This window comes from Hydrogenophaga palleronii NBRC 102513 (assembly GCF_001571225.1).
In the GTDB taxonomy this organism is placed as follows: Bacteria; Pseudomonadota; Gammaproteobacteria; order Burkholderiales; family Burkholderiaceae_C; genus Hydrogenophaga; species Hydrogenophaga palleronii.
Genome location: NZ_BCTJ01000015.1, coordinates 51,445 through 67,778, shown reverse-complemented (window position 1 = coordinate 67,778; position 16,334 = coordinate 51,445). Strand labels below are relative to the sequence as shown.

The 16,334-nt window shown below is 68.7% G+C and carries 14 protein-coding genes; 9 read left to right on the top strand and 5 right to left on the bottom strand.

Translation table 11 applies throughout. From position 1 onward, the window contains the following. Positions 1-91 precede the first annotated feature (91 nt). A complete protein-coding gene (locus HPA01S_RS12375) occupies positions 92-553 on the top strand; it encodes a MerR family transcriptional regulator (protein ID WP_066270363.1) in 462 nt (153 codons plus the stop codon). Continuing rightward, positions 495-884, top strand: a complete 390-nt coding sequence (locus tag HPA01S_RS12370) for a carboxymuconolactone decarboxylase family protein (RefSeq protein ID WP_066270362.1) — start codon at positions 495-497, stop codon at positions 882-884. The genes HPA01S_RS12375 and HPA01S_RS12370 overlap by 59 nt, the downstream gene beginning before the upstream one ends. A 96-nt stretch (positions 885-980) precedes the next feature. On the opposite strand, the gene HPA01S_RS12365 is transcribed toward HPA01S_RS12370, so the two are convergent. Both HPA01S_RS12365 and HPA01S_RS12360 read right to left on the bottom strand, forming a co-directional pair. Next, positions 981-2,312, bottom strand: coding sequence for a Glu/Leu/Phe/Val family dehydrogenase (locus HPA01S_RS12365; RefSeq protein ID WP_066270361.1), 1,332 nt, complete (start codon positions 2,310-2,312; stop codon positions 981-983). Positions 2,313-2,586: 274 nt separating this feature from the next. After that, positions 2,587-4,377, bottom strand: a complete 1,791-nt coding sequence (locus HPA01S_RS12360; RefSeq protein ID WP_066270359.1) for an ABC transporter transmembrane domain-containing protein — start codon at positions 4,375-4,377, stop codon at positions 2,587-2,589. A 91-nt stretch (positions 4,378-4,468) separates the two neighbouring features. On the opposite strand from HPA01S_RS12360, the gene HPA01S_RS12355 reads away from it, so the two are divergent. Beyond that, complete coding sequence (locus tag HPA01S_RS12355; protein WP_066270357.1) at positions 4,469-5,689, top strand: YjgN family protein; 1,221 nt, start codon at positions 4,469-4,471, stop codon at positions 5,687-5,689. After that, a complete protein-coding gene (locus HPA01S_RS12350) occupies positions 5,689-6,822 on the top strand; it encodes a M48 family metallopeptidase (RefSeq protein WP_066270356.1) in 1,134 nt (377 codons plus the stop codon). Before HPA01S_RS12355 ends, HPA01S_RS12350 begins: the two co-directional genes overlap by 1 nt. 3 nt (positions 6,823-6,825) lie before the next feature. On the opposite strand, the gene HPA01S_RS12345 is transcribed toward HPA01S_RS12350, so the two are convergent. From HPA01S_RS12345 to HPA01S_RS12335, 3 genes are read right to left on the bottom strand one after another with little or no spacing between them, the layout of a single operon-like run. Then, positions 6,826-7,974: a lipocalin-like domain-containing protein gene (locus HPA01S_RS12345; RefSeq protein WP_084360653.1), complete on the bottom strand. Its 1,149-nt coding sequence runs from the start codon at positions 7,972-7,974 to the stop codon at positions 6,826-6,828. A 7-nt stretch (positions 7,975-7,981) separates the two neighbouring features. Continuing rightward, entirely contained in the window at positions 7,982-9,040 is a 1,059-nt protein-coding gene (locus tag HPA01S_RS12340) for a PLP-dependent cysteine synthase family protein (RefSeq protein WP_066270354.1), read from the bottom strand. Between the two features lie 53 nt (positions 9,041-9,093). After that, on the bottom strand, positions 9,094-11,655 hold the full coding sequence (locus HPA01S_RS12335) for an ABC transporter permease (protein WP_066270353.1): 2,562 nt from the start codon (positions 11,653-11,655) through the stop codon (positions 9,094-9,096). A gap of 189 nt (positions 11,656-11,844) precedes the next feature. Between HPA01S_RS12335 and HPA01S_RS12330 the strand changes: the two genes are divergently transcribed. From HPA01S_RS12330 to HPA01S_RS12310, 5 genes are all read left to right on the top strand, one after another. Further along, positions 11,845-12,726: a transglutaminase-like domain-containing protein gene (locus tag HPA01S_RS12330; RefSeq protein ID WP_066270349.1), complete on the top strand. Its 882-nt coding sequence runs from the start codon at positions 11,845-11,847 to the stop codon at positions 12,724-12,726. A gap of 293 nt (positions 12,727-13,019) precedes the next feature. Next, complete coding sequence (locus HPA01S_RS12325; RefSeq protein WP_066270347.1) at positions 13,020-13,994, top strand: VOC family protein; 975 nt, start codon at positions 13,020-13,022, stop codon at positions 13,992-13,994. 17 nt (positions 13,995-14,011) lie between these two features. Next, positions 14,012-14,236, top strand: a complete 225-nt coding sequence (locus tag HPA01S_RS12320) for a recombinase-like helix-turn-helix domain-containing protein (protein WP_066270346.1) — start codon at positions 14,012-14,014, stop codon at positions 14,234-14,236. Between the two features lie 65 nt (positions 14,237-14,301). Next, on the top strand, positions 14,302-15,330 hold the full coding sequence (locus tag HPA01S_RS12315) for a Rieske 2Fe-2S domain-containing protein (protein WP_066270345.1): 1,029 nt from the start codon (positions 14,302-14,304) through the stop codon (positions 15,328-15,330). 10 nt (positions 15,331-15,340) lie between these two features. Then, positions 15,341-16,309, top strand: coding sequence for a PDR/VanB family oxidoreductase (locus HPA01S_RS12310; RefSeq protein WP_066270343.1), 969 nt, complete (start codon positions 15,341-15,343; stop codon positions 16,307-16,309). The last annotated feature ends 25 nt before the right edge of the window (positions 16,310-16,334 follow it).

The following is a 16,334-nucleotide window of genomic DNA, read 5'->3' as shown; positions in this document are numbered from 1 at the left end:
GTGATCCGTTTCGCCATTCCTGCTGCTTCACTTGTTTCCCGGTGCAGAAAGTGATTGACTTGGAGCGCGCTCCAACCTTCAGGATCACGCCATGGAATTCCCTCTGAGCATTGAAGCGGTCGCGCGGCGCACCGGGCTCACGCCCGACACCCTGCGCTACTACGAACGCATCGGACTGATTGCGCCGATTGCCCGTGCGAGCGGTGGGCAGCGCCGCTACGCCGCCGCGGACATTGCGTGGATCGAATTCCTGCTGCGCCTGAGGACGACGCACATGCCCATCGGCAAGATGTTGGCGTTCGCCAGGCTGCGTGGCGCCGGAGACTCCACGGTGTCTGATCGACGTGCCTTGCTGGAAACGCATCTGACGGATGTGCTGGCCGAGATGGAGGCCATGCGCCTGTCCGTTGCAGCCTTGCAGGACAAGATCACACACTACCGCTCGCTGGAACGGTCCCCGGTGCCGGTTTCTCAATCTGCCGGAGCACCCCCACATGAACACACCGACCTTGAACCGCTACGAACGCGGGCTGGCCAAACTGCACGAGATTGACGGCGATGCCGGCCAACGTGTGCTGGACAGCCTGAGCGACATTGCGCCCGACTTCGCGCGGTACCTGATTGAATTTCCCTTCGGCGACATCTACTCGCGCCCCGGGCTGGACCTGCGGAGCCGCGAGATCGCCGTGGTGGCCGCACTCACCGCGCTGGGCAATGCCGCCCCACAACTGCAGGTGCACATCCAGGGTGCGTTGAACGTGGGGGTGTCGCGCGAGGAGATTGTCGAGACCATCATGCAGATGGCGGTGTATGCCGGCTTCCCCGCCGCCTTGAACGGCCTGAGCGCCGCCAGGGCCGTGTTCAGCCGGATCGAGGCGGCGTAGCCGGGAGGTCTGGTCTCGCGCGCTGCACAGGCGGAAAAAAGCCCCGGCCAGCGGGGCTTTCTGTCGGGCGCTGTCAGGCCACGGGGCCGGCGCGCATCACGGGTACAACCCGCGCAAGTCGCGTGCGTGCAGGATGCGTTTGCAGGCCACGATGAAGGTCGCCGTGCGCAGGCTCACCTTGTTCTCGTCGGCCACCTGCCAGACCGCCGCGAAGGCGTCTTTCATGATCTTCACCAGGCGGGCGTTGATCTCGTCCTCGCTCCAGAAGAAGCTGGAGAAATCCTGCACCCACTCGAAGTAGCTCACCGTCACACCGCCGGCGTTGGCGATCACGTCGGGCAGCACCAGCACGTTGCGCTCGTGCAGGATGTCGTCGGCCTGCGGCGTGGTCGGGCCGTTGGCGCCTTCGATCACCATGCGGGCCTGGATGCGGCCCGCGTTGCTTTCGTTGATCTGCGATTCCAGCGCGGCGGGAATCAGGATGTCGCAGGGCACGCCCCAGAAGTCGTCGTTGGGCAGCACCTCGGCGCCGGTGAAGCCGGCCACCGAGCCGGCCTGCTTCACGTGTGCCAGCAAGGCCGGCACGTCCAGCCCGGCTTCGCGGTAGATGGTGCCGCCGTGGTCCTGCACCGCAACCACTCTTGCACCGGCCTCCGAGAACAGCTTGCCGGCCACACCACCCACGTTGCCAAAACCCTGCACCGCCACGCGCGCGGTGGACACGTCCAGGCCGATGCGGCGTGCCGCTTCCACGCCCACGGTGAACACGCCGCGGCCGGTGGCTTCGCGGCGGCCGAGCGATCCGCCCAGATCCACCGGCTTGCCGGTGACCACGCCGGTGGCGGTGGCCCCTTCGTTCATCGAGTAGGTGTCCATCATCCAGGCCATGATCTGCTCGTTGGTGTTCACGTCCGGCGCCGGGATGTCCTTGGACGGGCCGATGATGATGCCGATCTCGCTGGTGTAGCGGCGCGTCACACGTTCGAGTTCACCGCGCGTGAGCTGGCGCGGGTCGACGCGCACGCCACCCTTGGCGCCGCCGTAGGGCACGTTCACCGCCGCGTTCTTGATCGACATCCAGGCCGACAGCGCCATCACCTCCGACAGCGTCACGTCCTGGTGGAAACGCACACCGCCCTTGCCCGGGCCGCGCGAGGTGTTGTGCTGCACGCGGTAGCCCTCGAAGTGGGCGACGGTGCCGTTGTCGAGCTGGATCGGCACGTCCACGATCAGTGTGCGTTTGGGCCGCTTGAGCGTCTCCACCCAGCGCGCCAGCGGGCCGAGGTACGGCGTGACGCGGTCCACCTGCTGCAGGTAGACGCCCCACGGGCCGAGGTGCTTCGGATCGAGGTACGAGGGCAGGGCTTGCGTGAAAACGGCCGGAGCGCTGGATGCGCTGCCGGCCGGGCGGGGCGGTGTTTGTGACATGGAATAGTCCTTTGGGGTGTGTGGCGCATGCACTGCTGCGCCAACACCCCGCAGCTTACGGAGCCGGTCCACGAATGTCCAAGGCTTGCTTGCCATTGCGTCATGCATTCGATGCATAGTTGGGTTTCGCCTTCAGGCGCAGAACAAGGAGGGACGCCGCCCCGTCCAGGGGCATCAAGGGTCCGGCTCAGCCGGCCCGAGATGCCGTCCCCCCTCGAAGCGCCGAAGGCGAGCTACTGAGGGAGGGAGGCCGCGTCAGCGGCGCAGGGGGGCCTCAAGCCTGAAACTGCAGCGCCGCCAGCCCGGCGTACAGGCCGCCGTGCGCCACCAGTTCGGTGTGGGTGCCCTGTTCCACCAGGCGGCCATGGTCGAGCACCACGATGCGGTCGGCCTTCTGCACGGTGGCCAGGCGGTGGGCAATCACCAGTGTCGTGCGGTCTTTCATGGCCGATTCCAGCGCCGCCTGCACCATGCGCTCGCTCTGCGCGTCCAGCGCGCTGGTGGCTTCGTCGAGCAGCAGCAGGGGCGGGTTCTTCAACATGGCTCGTGCGATGGCAATGCGCTGGCGTTGCCCGCCCGAGAGGCGCACGCCGCGCTCGCCCAGGAAGGTGTCGTAGCCCTCGGGCAACTGGTCGATGAACTCGTCGGCAAACGCCGCCGCTGCCGCGGCGCGCACCTCGGCGTCGCTCGCACCCGGCTTGCCGTAGCGGATGTTCTCCAGCGCGCTGCTGGAGAAGATCACCGGGTCCTGCGGCACGATGCCGATGCGCTGGCGCAGCGCGTGCAGGTCGAGCTGGTCGATCGGCACGCCGTCGAGGCGGATGCTGCCCAGCGCAGGGTCGTAATAACGCAGCAGCAGGCCGAACACCGTGGTCTTGCCGGCGCCGCTGGGGCCGACCAGCGCCACCGTCTGCCCGGGCGCCACGTCCAGCGTGAAGCCGCTCAACGCCGCCTGCGTGGGGCGCGAGGGGTAGTGGAAGCTGACGTCGTCGAAGAGCAGGGCGCTGCCGCCTTGCGGTGCCGGCGCCTGCAGCGGCCGTGCCGGTGACTGCACCGGCGACTCGCTGGCCAGCAGTTCCATCAGGCGCTCGCTCGCGCCGGCCGCGCGCAGCAGGTCGCCATACACCTCGCCCAGCACACCCACCGCACCGGCCAGGATGATGATGTAGACCACCGTCTGCCCCAGGTGACCGGGCGTGATGGTGCCGGCCAGCACCGCCTGCGTGCCCTGGTACAGGCCCCAGAGCAGCAGGGCGGCGGTGCTGATGATGATGAAGGCCACCATGCCGGCGCGCGCCTTGGTGCGGCGGATGGCGGTGACGAAAGCGCTTTCGGTGGCGTCGCGGAAGCGCACCGCCTCGCGCTCTTCGGCGGTGTAGCTCTGCACGATGGGAATGGCGTTGAGCACCTCGGCCGCGATGGCGCTGGAGTCGGCCACGCGGTCCTGGCTGGCGCGCGAGAGCTTGCGCACGCGCCGCCCGAACCACATGCTGGGCAGCACCACCAGCAGGATGATCAGCAGCACCTGCAGCATCACATACGGGTTGGTCCACACCAGCATGATCAGCGCGCCGATGCCCATCACCGCGTTGCGCAGGCCCATGGAGAGCGACGAGCCCACCACGGTCTGCACCAGCGTGGTGTCGGTCGTCAGGCGCGACAGTACTTCTCCGGTCTGCGTGGTCTCGAAGAACTGCGGGCTCTGGCGCAGCACATGGCGGTAGACCGCGCTGCGCAGGTCGGCCGTGATGCGTTCACCCAGCCAGCTCACGAGGTAGAAGCGCGCCGCTGAAAACAGACCCAGCGCCACCGCCACGGCAAAGAGTTCAACGAAGTGGCCACGCAGCCCCATGGCCTGCGCGCTGCGGTCGCCTCCCGGCACCAGGCCGCTGTCGATCAGGCCGCGCAGCGCCACCGGAAACACCAGCGTGGCCACCGCGGCCAGCACCAGGAAGAGCATCGCCAGCGCGATCTGGGAGCGGTAGGGCCGCATGAACGGCAACAGGCCGCTGAGCGAAGTGGGGGAGCTGGCCTTGGGGCGTTCGGATGGCGTGGTCACGGGCATGGGCCACAGTGTGCCGGGTTTTTCCAAGGCAGGGGGCGCAGGCCGGGGTGCTAGGATGCGCGCAAAATTTTCAACTTCGAGAGGGATGGGGATGGCACAACAGGACGACTTCGCGCCCACCGTGGCGCAGGACCAGCTGCACGACCAGGTGCATGCACGGGGCACCGCGCAGGCGATGGACATCCGGTTCACCGGTTCGGGCAGCGAGTATTTCCGCATCTGGATCGTCAACCTGCTGCTCACCCTCGTCACGCTCACGCTGTACCTGCCGTTTGCTCGTGCACGCCGCATCGCCTATTTCCAGAACAACACCCTGGTCGGCGGCGACCCGCTCGGTTTCCATGCCGACCCCTGGAAGATGTTCCGCGGTTACCTGCTGATGGTGGTGCTGGGCCTGGCGTACTGGGGGGTGTCGCACTTCCTGCCGGGCCTGGCCTGGATCGCGTTGCTGGTCTTCATGGTGCTGTGGCCCGCGCTCTGGCGCGCCTCGTTGCAGTTCCGGCTGCGCAATACCAGCTGGCGCGGCGTGCGCCTGTCGTTTGCCGGAGACCTCAAGGGCGCCTACCTGAGCATGCTGCCGTTTTTCCTGCCGGCGTTGTTGTTCGTGCTGCTGCTGCCCGAGGTACCGGAGGGCGATGACATGCTGCCCGGCGAGGCACGGCGCGCGATGATCATCGTCGGTGCCGTGGCGATCGGCTTCACGCTGCTGATGCCCTGGCTGTTCGCGCGCATGAAGCGTTACCAGCACGGCGGTTACGCGTTTGCGCAGGAGCGCACGCAGCTGCACGCCGGCACCGGCCGCTTCTACACCCTGTTCCTCAAGACCAGCGGCGTGAGCCTGCTGGTGGGCCTGGCCGGTGCGGCCGTGGTGGCGGCGGGCGTGTTCCTGCTGGCCAGCAGTGTGTTCAGCGGCGTTGGTGATGGCAACCGGCGCGCGCTGGTGGCCTTGCTGGTGCCGGTGGCGCTGGCGGTGTTCTACCTGCTGATCCCGCTGGTGTCGGCACCGTACTTCGGTGCCCGCTTCCAGAACCTGCTCTGGGGCGGCACGCGCAGCGAGCGCATCCGCTTTGGCAGCACGCTGCGTTTTCGCAGCCTGTTCCGCGTCACCCTGGTCAACTGGTTGTTGATCGTGCTCACGCTGGGCCTGTTCTGGCCTTTCGCCAAGGTGCGTGCCGCGCGCCTGAAGCTCGAAGCCATGTCGCTGGAAGTGGACGGCCCGGTGGACGGCTGGCTCGCGCAGGCGCAGCGTTCGCAGCAAGGCGTGCTGGGCGATGCCGCGGGCGATTTCTTCGGCATGGACATGGGGCTTTGATGGCCGAGGCAGCGGCCCCGCTGGCCTCGTTGTGGTTCGACGGCCAGTCGCCGCGGCCGCACCCGGTGCTGCTGCAGGTGCAGGGCGGTGAGCTGCTGTTGCAGGTGGCGGACGAGGTGCGCCGTTACCCGCTGGCAGGTGTGCGCTGGCCCGAGCGCCGCACCCACGGCCAGCGCCAGGCCGAGCTGCCCGACGGCGGCCTGATCCAGCACGCCAACGCCGCCGAATGGGACGCCTGGGCCCAGGCCAGCGGCCTGCGGGACAGCCGCGTGGTCGGCTGGATGCAGAGCTGGCGCGCCACCGGCGTGGCGCTGGCCGGTTCGGTGCTGTTCCTCACCGTGGCCTGGCTCTGGGGCGTGCCCTGGCTGAGCCAGACGCTGGCGCAGCAGGTGCCGCTGGGCCTGGAACAACGCATCGGCCAACAAAGCCTGCAGCAATTGGACCGCCTCTTCCTGCGCCCGAGCGAGTTGCCGCAGGCGCAGCAGGACGCCATGCGCCAGCGCTTCGCCGCGCTGGTGGACAGCGCCCACCCGCAGGGTGATGCGCCCGGCTGGCAGCTCAGCTTTCATGCCTCGCCCATGCTCGGCCCCAACGCCTTTGCCTTGCCGGGGGGCTACATCGTCATGACCGACGAGCTGGTGGAGTTGCTGGAAGACCAGCCCGACGCGATCACCGGCGTGCTGGCGCACGAGCTCGGCCATGTGCAGTACCGCGACGGGCTCGACATGGTGGTGCGCGCCAGCCTCATCAGCGCCATGGTGGGTGTGGTGCTGGGTGATGCCAGCGGCTTCCTCGCCACCGTGCCGGCCACGCTGGCCACACAGGCCTATTCGCGCGACGCCGAACGCCGCGCCGACGCGCACGCGGCCCGCCTGCTGCACGCCAACGGCATCCGGCCGGCGGTGATGGCGACCTTCTTCGAACGCATCCGCGACGAGGTGGAGAACAAGGGCCGGCGGCGCAACAAGCCGGGGGCAGAAGTGGGCGGCAAGGACGACGACGAAGACCGCGAAGAGAGCGGCGACAAGGACAAAGAACGCGTGTCCCTGCCGATTGCCATCGGCAGCCACCCCGAGCACGCGGAACGCATCCGCTTCTTCCGCGAGTGGCAGTCGGACGGCGCCGCGCCCTGAGCCTCAGAGCACCAGGCGCTGCGCGTAACCCGTCATCTCCAGGTAACCGCGGCCCACGCTGCGGCCCTGCGCGTCGTGCAGGTCGGACAGGCCTTCCCAGTACACCGTGCCGGTGCTGGCGCGGCTGTCGAGCTCCTGCGGGTCGATCACCGCCTTCACCGTGTGTTCGCCGGCCGGTGTGTGTACCCGCCATTCCACCGGGTAGGCCGCACGCGTGAGCGGGCTGGTCCAGTGGCGCAGCGGTGTCCATGACACCTCTCCGGGCTGGAAGGCGCGCGCGGCGGTGGCACTCTGCGCATCGGCGGCGCGGCGAAACGAGCCACCGGTCCACAGCGCGCTGCCATCGGCGCGGCGCAGCTGGAAGGCGGTGAGGCTGCTGCCGTCGAGCAGGTTCATGCCGATCCAGTCCCAGCCCACCGCCTCGGGGTGCAGGATGGCCTCGCTCCATTCGTGGTCCAGCCAGGCCGTGCCCTGCACCTCGAAGCGCTCGCCTTTCACGCCCAGCGTGCCCTGCACCTGCAGCTGCGGCTGGCTGACGTAGAAGCTGGCCTGCGACGGGTCCGGCCCCTTGCGTGAGAAACCCTGGGCGCCTTGCAGCAGCCAGGCCTGTGTGGCCTGCGCGCGCAGGACGATCGCCAGCTCACTGCTGCCCGCCACACGCGTGCTGTAGCCGCCGTCGGCGTGGCGCTGCAGCGACCAGTCGCGCAACACCACATGGGTGTCTTCGGTGCTGGCGAACACGCCACGTTCGCGCACCTCGGGTGGCTCGCCGTTCCAGCGTGCGATGCGCTGGTCGTGCCGCAGTTCGCCACTCTGCACGTCGGTGATGGCGGCGTGCGCAAACAGCAGCTGGCGCGCGGCCAGGCGGCTGCGCAGGTCTTGCGCTTCGTCGACACGGCTGCGGAAGAAGGTCACCTGAAAACCGAAGCGCCGGCCTTGCGCGGTGCTGGCCTGGCCGGTCAGGTACCACCACTCGGTGCGTGTCTGGTTGTGGCTGCCGTGGTCACGCGGGAACACCAGCGGGCGCGGCTGCAGAGTATCGCCGGGGCGGTGTGAGGGCTGGGCCTGCAGCGCCGGCAGCACCAGCCAGCCGGCCATGCCCAGCACCGCATCGCGCCGCGTGGGGAGGAGGCCGGGCCGCAGCGGTGCCATGGTGTTGTCAGCCTTCCAGCAGTGCCTGCACGCGCTGGCGTGCGGCCGTACCGTCACCAAAACGTTCCAGTGCCCAGGCGGTGTCGAAGTAGGTCTGGAGGTAGCGCTCGCCGCTGTCGCACAGCAGCGAGAGGATGGCGCCTGGTTCGCCACGTGCCTTCATCTCCTGCGCCAGCGCGAGCATGGCCACCAGGTTGGTGCCGGTGGACGGCCCCACGCGGCGGCCCAGCAGATCGGAGAGGGCGTGCATGGCGGCCAGCGAATCGGCATCGGGCACCTCAACCATGCGGTCCACCAGGGCGGGAATGAAGCTGGGCTCCACGCGCGGGCGGCCGATGCCTTCGATGCGCGAGCCCGCGGCGGTGAGTGCGGGATCGCGCAGGCGGTGGTAGGCGCTGAACACCGAACCGGCCGGGTCGGCCACGCAGAGCTGGCTGGCATGGCGCCGGTAACGAAGGAAGCGGCCGATGGTGGCGCTGGTGCCGCCGGTGCCCGCACCCACCACGATCCAGCGCGGCACCGGGTGCCGCTCGTGCGCCATCTGCTCGAACATGCTTTGCGCGATGTTGTTGTTGCCGCGCCAGTCGGTGGCGCGCTCGGCGTTGGTGAACTGGTCCATGTAGTGGCCACCGGTTTCGTGGGCGAGCGATTGCGCGGCGGCGTACACCTCGCCGGCCTTGTCCACGAAATGGCAATGGCCACCGTAGTGGGTGATCTGCTCAAGTTTTTCCTGCGAGGTGCCACGCGGCACCACGGCAATGAACGGCAGGCCGAGCAGGCGCGCAAAGTAGGCCTCGCTCACGGCGGTGGAGCCGCTGGACGCTTCCACCACGGTGGTGCCTTCGCGCACCCAGCCGTTGCACAGCGCGTACAGGAACAGCGAGCGCGCCAGCCGGTGCTTGAGGCTGCCGGTGGGGTGGGTCGATTCGTCCTTGAGATAGAAGTCGATGCCGTGCGCGTGCCAGGTCGGCAGGGGCAGGTCGATGAGGTGGGTGTCGGCGCTGCGGCAGAAGTCGGCTTCGATGCGGGCGATGGCCTGGTGCACCCATTGAATGGAATCGGTCATGTGGAGGTGTCGGGCAGTAGAAGCGTGCGGGGCGGGCTTGCCGGCATTGTGGGTCACCAGTCTTCCTTCACCGCGCGCACCGCGTCGCGGCTGGCCGCGGCCTGGCCGGCCAGCCATGCGGTGAGCGTGCCCGCAACCACCACCGCAGCGCACAGCGCCAGCAGGCGGGCCCAGGGCAGCACGAGGTCCATGGTCCAGTGGAAGCTCTGCGGGTTGACCACGTGCACCAGCACCAGGCTCACCGCCAGGCCGAGTGCGAGCCCGGCGATGGCGCCCAGCACCGTCCAGGCCAGGCCTTCGAGCGCCACCACGCCGAGGATCTGCGCCCGCGTCAGGCCCAGGTGCGCCAGCAGGCCGAACTCGCGCCGCCGCGCCAGCACCTGCGCGCTGAAGCTGGCGGCCACGCCGAACAGGCCGATGCCGATGGCCACCGCCTGCAGCCAGACGGTGACGGCGAAGCTGCGGTCGAAGATGCGCAGCGAGGTGGCGCGGATCTGGCCGACCGAGGCGAACTCGATCTGCTCGGCCACACCCTGTGCCTGCGCCAGTGCGCGCACGCGTTCGCGCACCGTGTTCTCGTCGGCGCCTTCGGCCAGGTGCAGGGCGAGGTCGTTCACGCGTGTGTCGCCCGAGAGGCGCACGAAGTCGGCCCGGTCCATCACCACGCTGCCGTGCTGGCGCGCGTAGTCGCGCCAGACCCCGGCAACGAAGAAATGCACGCCGCGCACCTGCGGCTCGGCAAAGGCCAGCGCCATTGCGGGCAACCAGCTGCCCGGCTCGGCGCCGTACAGGTCGACCATGGCCTCGCTGGCGTACACCGTCACCACCCGTTCGCCTTCGGGCACGGCGGGCGCGGGCAGGGGGTTGCCAACCAGGGGCAGGCTGGGCACGGCGCCGGCTTGCCGCTCCAGCGGGCGCGTCAGCAGCATCACCGCGGGGCGGTCGGGTGCGAGTTGCACCGGCGTGGCGCGCAGCGTGTCGGCGCGTGCCACACCGTCCACGCGCGCGACCGCGTTCACGAACGGCTCGGGCAGGTGGCTGCTGTCGCCGCCCGCGCCGATGCTGCGCACGTAGAGCTGCGCCGGCAGCACCGCGTCCAGCCACTGCGTGACCGAGTCGCGAAAGCTCGCCACCATCACCGTGAGCGCCACCGACAGCGCCAGGCTCGCCACCACGCCGCTGGTGGCCACGGCCGCGGTCTCGCGCAGGCGGCGTGCGCGTTCCACCGCCAGCACGGGCAAGGCTTGGCGTGTGAGGTGCGGAGCAATGCGGTCGAGCAACCAGCCCACGCCCAGCGGCAGCGCCGCAATGCCGCCCACCAGCAGCAGTCCGACCGAGGCATAGGCCGCGAGCGGAATGCCCATCACCGGCGGTGCCCAGGCCAGCGCGCCGGCCAGCAGCACCAGGCCGAGCGCAAGCGTGTGGCGGCGCGCGCCGGGCCGGGGCGGTGCGCCCAGGCCCTTGAGCGCGAGCGCCGGCGCCAGCCGCGCGGTGGCACGCGCTGGCCACCAGCCGCCCACCAGCGCCGCCAGCACACCCAGCAGCAAATAGACGCCGGCCGCGAGCGGGCTCCACAACAGCGGCGGTGTGTCGCCGGAGAAATAACCACCGCCCAGGTCACCCCCGAGCAGGCGCAGCGCCAGCGCGGCCAGTGCCGTGCCCAGGGCAATGCCGAGCACGCTGCCCAGCAGGCCGAGCAAGGCCGATTCGGCCAGCACCAGGCGCAGGCGCTCCCGGCCCGACAGGCCCAGCACGCCGAGCAGCGCGAACTGCGGCTGGCGCCGCGCCACCGACAGCGACAACACCGAGAACACCAGGAAGGCGCCGGTGAACAGCGCCACCAGCGCCAGCACGGTGAGGTTGACGCGGTAGGCGCGCGAGAGGTTGCTGACGCGTTCACCCGCCTGTTCGGGCCGCTGCGCGATCACGTTGGCGGGCAGGGCGAGTGCGGACAGCACCTCGCTGGCGCGTGCGCCCGGGTTCAGGCGCAGGTCGATGCGGCTGAGTTCACCGATCCGCCCGGTGGCGGCCTGCGCCGCCGCCACGTCCATCACCAGCAGCGGTGCGCCGGGGGCGTTCACGCGGCCGGCCACGCGCAGCGCCTTGTGGGTGCCGGGCAGCGTGAGCGTGCCTTGCCCGGCAAAGGCCTGTTGTGCGGCGGCGTTGAGAAACACCGCGTCGGGTGCGAACAGGTCGAGGCGGCGCGCGCCGGCGGCACTGCCCGTGGCATCGGGCACCGGCATCAGCGCGGGCGAGAGGCCGGCCACCACCAGCGCGTCCACGCCGAGCAGGGTCACGCCGATGCGGGTGCCGCCCGCGTCCGGCAGTTGCAGTGGCTGTTCCAGCACCGGGCTGGCCAGCGCCACGCCGGGTTGTGCAGCAATGCGTTCGAGCAAGGCGTCGTCCAGTGCGCCCTGCCTGGCGCGCAGTTCCAGATCGGGCTGGCCGTTGACCGAACTCACCGCGCTGGAGAACTCGGCCAGCGCCGACGCGTTGATGAGGTGCACCGCAAACGCCAGCGCCACGCCCAGCATCACCGCCACCACGGCCGAGGCGTTGCGCCAGGGGTGATGGCGCAACTCTTGCTTGGAGAACGTGGTGAGCAGCGCGCGCATGTGGCAGGAGCTTAAGCCCTTTGAAGCCTTTGAATCCCATGGCCTTGGGTGAGCCAGCGCACCGACAGCGCACGCGGCGCACGCCTACGATGAATCGTCACTTTCTCGGCACCACCACAACACCCACAGCGGCCCGTGCCGCTGCCACCCGCCCTCAAGGCGGGCTCACCTTTTTTCCGGTGTCCCCACATGGTTCGTCTCCACATCGCCATCGATCTGCAGTACGAAGTCCACGCACCCGGTGCGGACTTCATCTTCAACGTGCAGGCCGCGCATTCGCCACAACAGACCGTGGCGTGGGAAGAGCTGCAGATCAGCCAGACCGTGCCGCTGGTGATGCACACCGACGCGCCCACGCGCACCCGCATCCTGCGCCTGACGGCCGTGCCCGGCCCGTTGTCGCTGCGTTACCGCGCCACGCTGGACATTGCCCACCACGTGGAGCAACCCGACGACATCCGCGAGACCCCGGTGGCGCAGCTGCCGCCGGAGGCACTGGCCTATATCTACCCGAGCCGCTACTGCCAGTCCGACTGTGTGACGGCCATGGCCAACGATCTGTTCGGCCAGGTGCCGCAGGGTTACCGCCGCGTGCAGGCGATCCAGAAGTGGGTGCAGAGCCAGGTGACTTTCGAGTCGGGCACCAGCAACTCCATGACCTCGGCGCTGGACACCATGAACGACCACAAGGGCGTGTGCCGCGACTTCGCGCACCTGATGATCACCCTGTGCCGCGCGCTCAACATTCCCGCGCGCTTCACCACCGCGATCGACTTCGGCGCCGACCCGGCCCTGGGCCCGACCGACTTCCACGCCTATGTGGAGGCCTACATCGGGCACCGCTGGTACATCTTCGACCCCTCGGGCACGGCGATCCCGATGGGCTTTCTGCGCATCGGCACTGGGCGCGACGCGGCCGACGTCTCGTTCGCCACCATCTTCGGCAGTGTGTTTGCGCAGCCCCCGCGCATCGACATCTCGGCCCAGGTCAGCCCGCAGCATGGCTGGCTGATGCCGGTGCACCGCGAAGAAGCCCTGTCCACCGACGGTGGCTGGCAGGCGGTGGCCTGAAGAGGCGCTTCTCCCTGCGCCGCTTTGCGGCTCCCCCTTTTTCTCTCTCTATCTCTATCGCCCTCTCTGTGGCGCACCTTCCGGCGCAGCCGGACCCTGGTTGCTTCTGCAAGCGGCGCGCTTCACGCGTTGCGGCGCATGGCCGGGCAACGCATAGCCGAGCAAATTACTCTGCGGTCCTCTTCACACGCTGGAGGTTTGTCGGTAAAATTCAGGTCGTTTCAAGAAAGAAACAGCGATTTACTAAAGAAACGCTCGGGCGCCGCGGCGACCAGGCACTTCAAGGACAGCAGATGAGCGTGTTGGGCATTGATCAAATCACCTACGGCGCTGCCGATCTGCCGCGTTGCCGGCAGTTCTTCCTGGACTGGGGCCTCACGTTGGTGAGCGAGGCCGCGCAAGAGCTGGTGTTCGAGTCGCTCAATGGCTGCCGCGTGGTGGTGGCCCATTCCGACAAGCCCGGCCTGCCGGCGGGTGTCGAGCCCGATCCGACGCTGCGCGAAGTGGTCTGGGGCGTGGACTCGCCCGAGAGCCTGGCGCTCTACCGCAGCCGCCTGCAGAACCAACCCGGCTTCGTCGACGCCGACGGCCGCATCGGCTGCACCGACCCCAATGGCCTGGCCGTGCGCCTGCAGCTCACGAAGAAGCGCGACGTGAAGATCGAGAGCGCGGTGGTCAACACCTGGAGCGAGCGCAAGCGCGTGAACCAGCGCAGCCCCGCCTACGACCGCGCCGCGCCGGTTGAAGTGGGCCATGTGGTCTTCTTCGTGACCGACATCAAGGCCACCGGCGCGTTCTATCTCGACAACCTCGACTTCACCGTCTCCGACAGCTACCCCGGCCGCGGCCTGTTCCTGCGCTGCGCGCCAGAAGGCGGCCACCACGACCTGTTCCTGCTGCAGCCACCCGAGCCGCGCAAGGGCCTGAACCACGTGGCCTTCGCCGTGCGCGATCTGCACGAGGTGGTGGGCGGCGGCATGCACATGTCGCGCAGCGGCTGGACCACCGAACTCGGCCCGGGCCGCCACCCCATTTCCTCGGCCATGTTCTGGTACTTCGAATGCCCCGCCGGCGCGCTGGTGGAGTACTACACCGACGAAGACGAACTCACCGCCGATTGGCAGCCGCGCGAATTCACGCCCGGCCCGACCGTTTTTGCTGAATGGGCCATCAAGGGCGGGATCGACGGCAACACCCGCCGCCAGATCAACGCCGCGGCGCCCAGCGGCAAATTCATGACCGACAAGGTCAAGCCCCCCACGGAATGAAGCAACGGAGACCACCCATGCGAACCCCCGATCTGTACAACGAAACCCACCAGTCGCGCACCGCACCGCCGACCTCGTACGAAGGCTTGCTGGGTGACTCGATCGAGCGCGCGTATGCGCAAGGCATCCACGACCTGGAAGGCGTGGTGAAGTACCTCAACGACGCCGGCCCTTCGGGCCCGAACGGCCAGCGCTGGAGCGAGCAGTCGTTCCAGCAGGAAATGGCGCGCCTCGGCGCCTGAGCGCGCCAAGCGCCCCACGCCACATACCAAAACGACCCCAGCCCCACCCGCCAGGAGACACGTCCATGGATACCTCTGTCATCAACGTCCAGCTCGACCCGGTCGATGCCGTCCTTGAAGTCGGCCTGAAAGACCTGTGGTTTCCGGTCTGCCCATCGAACTTCGTCAAGAACGACCCGGTCTCGCTGCGCCGCCTCGGCTACAAGATCGCGATCTGGCGTGACGCCACCGGCAAGGTGCACGCGCTGGAAGACCACTGCCCGCACCGTGGCGCGCCACTCTCGCTCGGCGTGAACCTGGGCGACCGCTTGGCCTGCCCGTACCACGGCGTTGAAGTGCGCTGCGACGGCACCGTGACCCGCGTGCCCGGCAGCCCCGGCTGCAAGCTCGAAGGCTCGCGCCCCGCGCGCATGTTCCATGCCGCCGAAGCGGCCGGCGCGATCTTTCTCTACAACGCCAGCAACCCCATCCTCGACGAGGCACCGCCGCTGCAGTTGCCGGAAGAGCTGACCTCGCCCGAGTGGTCGTCCTTCCTCTGCTACACCGAGTGGGGCGGCGATTACCGCTACGTGGTCGACAACGTGATGGACCCGATGCACGGCGTGTACCTGCACAAGCAGTCGCACACCATGAGTGAAGGCGACAACCAGGCCGAGTTCCAGATCCGCGACATTCCCAACGGCTTCTGCTTCGAGAAGAAGGGCCAGCGCGGCGTGAACTTCGACTGGACCGAGTGGATGGACCTCGGCATCCACGTGATGCGCCTGGAGATCCCGTATCCCAAGACCGGCGGCCCCGGCGGCAACTTCACCATCATCGGCAGCTACACGCCCATCAGCAGCCGCACCTCCGGCGTGTTCCACTGGCGCTGCCGCCGCGTGACCGGCTGGCAACGCGACACCTGGCGCTTCCTCTACAAGAACCGCCTGGAAGAGCGCCACTGGAACGTGCTCGAGCAGGACCGCGTGGCGGTGGAGAACATGGAGCCCGATGCCAACAAGCGCGAGCACCTGTACGCACACGACATGGGCATCGTGCGTCTGCGCCGTCACCTGAGGAACCTGGCCAAGGCCCAGCTCGACAAGACCGTGTGAGAATCGCGGGATGAGCAACAACGCCAACACATTGCAAGCCTGGGTGCACACGCTGCGCCACGAAGCCGACGACATCATCAGCGTGGACCTGCGCCCGGTTTCGGGCGTGGAATTCCCGCCCTTTGAAGCCGGTTCGCACATCGACCTGCACCTGCCCAACGGCATGGTGCGCAGCTACTCGCTGTCCAACAACTGCCAGGAACGTGGCCGCTACGTGGTCGGCGTGCTGAAAGACCGCGCCAGCCGCGGCGGCTCGCGCTGCGTGCACGAGCAGCTGCGCATCGGCATGCGCATCACCATCAGCGCGCCGCGCAACAACTTCCCGCTGCACGAGGGCGCCTCGCACTCGGTGCTGGTGGCCGGTGGCATTGGCGTCACGCCGATGATGTGCATGGCGCGCCGTTTGAAAGACGAAGGGCGCAGCTTCGAGTTCCTGTACTTCGCGCGCTCGCGCCAGAGCGCGGCCTTCGCGGCCGAAATCGAAGCGCTCGGCGTGCCGGTGGCCTGGCACTTCGACGACGAGAAGGGCGGCCCGCCCGACCTCACCGCCTTGCTCGGCCGCCGTGCCGTGGCCTCGGGCGAGCACTACTACGCGTGCGGCCCGGCCGTGATGCTGGACAACTTCGAGAAGACCTGCGCCGCGCTGGGCCACACCAACGCGCACATCGAACGCTTCACCGCGGTCGAGGTGGCGGCCGCGGCCGATGCGAAGACGACCTTCACCGTCGAGCTGCGCCGCAGCGGCCAGACGTTTGAAGTCACGCCAGACACCACGCTGCACAAGCGCCTGATCGAGATCAACGCCGACGTGCCCTTCAGTTGCGAAGAGGGCATCTGCGGTTCGTGCGAAACCAAGGTGCTCGAAGGCATTCCGGATCACCGCGACATGGTGCTCACCGATGCCGAGCGTGCGGCCAACACGGCCATGATGGTCTGCGTCTCCGGTTGCAAGAGCGACCGCCTGGTGCTCGACATCTGAGGCCGCTCTGGCCCCGGTGCGCCAG

Excerpts from the sequence above, each read along its gene's own strand:
- HPA01S_RS12375 (WP_066270363.1), top strand. The coding sequence starts at position 92 with ATGGAATTCCCTCTGAGCATTGAAGCGGTCGCGCGGCGCACCGGGCTC.
- HPA01S_RS12370 (WP_066270362.1), top strand. The coding sequence starts at position 495 with ATGAACACACCGACCTTGAACCGCTACGAACGCGGGCTGGCCAAACTG.
- HPA01S_RS12365 (WP_066270361.1), bottom strand. The coding sequence starts at position 2,312 with ATGTCACAAACACCGCCCCGCCCGGCCGGCAGCGCATCCAGCGCTCCG.
- HPA01S_RS12360 (WP_066270359.1), bottom strand. The coding sequence starts at position 4,377 with ATGCCCGTGACCACGCCATCCGAACGCCCCAAGGCCAGCTCCCCCACT.
- HPA01S_RS12355 (WP_066270357.1), top strand. The coding sequence starts at position 4,469 with ATGGCACAACAGGACGACTTCGCGCCCACCGTGGCGCAGGACCAGCTG.
- HPA01S_RS12350 (WP_066270356.1), top strand. The coding sequence starts at position 5,689 with ATGGCCGAGGCAGCGGCCCCGCTGGCCTCGTTGTGGTTCGACGGCCAG.
- HPA01S_RS12345 (WP_084360653.1), bottom strand. The coding sequence starts at position 7,974 with ATGGCACCGCTGCGGCCCGGCCTCCTCCCCACGCGGCGCGATGCGGTG.
- HPA01S_RS12340 (WP_066270354.1), bottom strand. The coding sequence starts at position 9,040 with ATGACCGATTCCATTCAATGGGTGCACCAGGCCATCGCCCGCATCGAA.
- HPA01S_RS12335 (WP_066270353.1), bottom strand. The coding sequence starts at position 11,655 with ATGCGCGCGCTGCTCACCACGTTCTCCAAGCAAGAGTTGCGCCATCAC.
- HPA01S_RS12330 (WP_066270349.1), top strand. The coding sequence starts at position 11,845 with ATGGTTCGTCTCCACATCGCCATCGATCTGCAGTACGAAGTCCACGCA.
- HPA01S_RS12325 (WP_066270347.1), top strand. The coding sequence starts at position 13,020 with ATGAGCGTGTTGGGCATTGATCAAATCACCTACGGCGCTGCCGATCTG.
- HPA01S_RS12320 (WP_066270346.1), top strand. The coding sequence starts at position 14,012 with ATGCGAACCCCCGATCTGTACAACGAAACCCACCAGTCGCGCACCGCA.
- HPA01S_RS12315 (WP_066270345.1), top strand. The coding sequence starts at position 14,302 with ATGGATACCTCTGTCATCAACGTCCAGCTCGACCCGGTCGATGCCGTC.
- HPA01S_RS12310 (WP_066270343.1), top strand. The coding sequence starts at position 15,341 with ATGAGCAACAACGCCAACACATTGCAAGCCTGGGTGCACACGCTGCGC.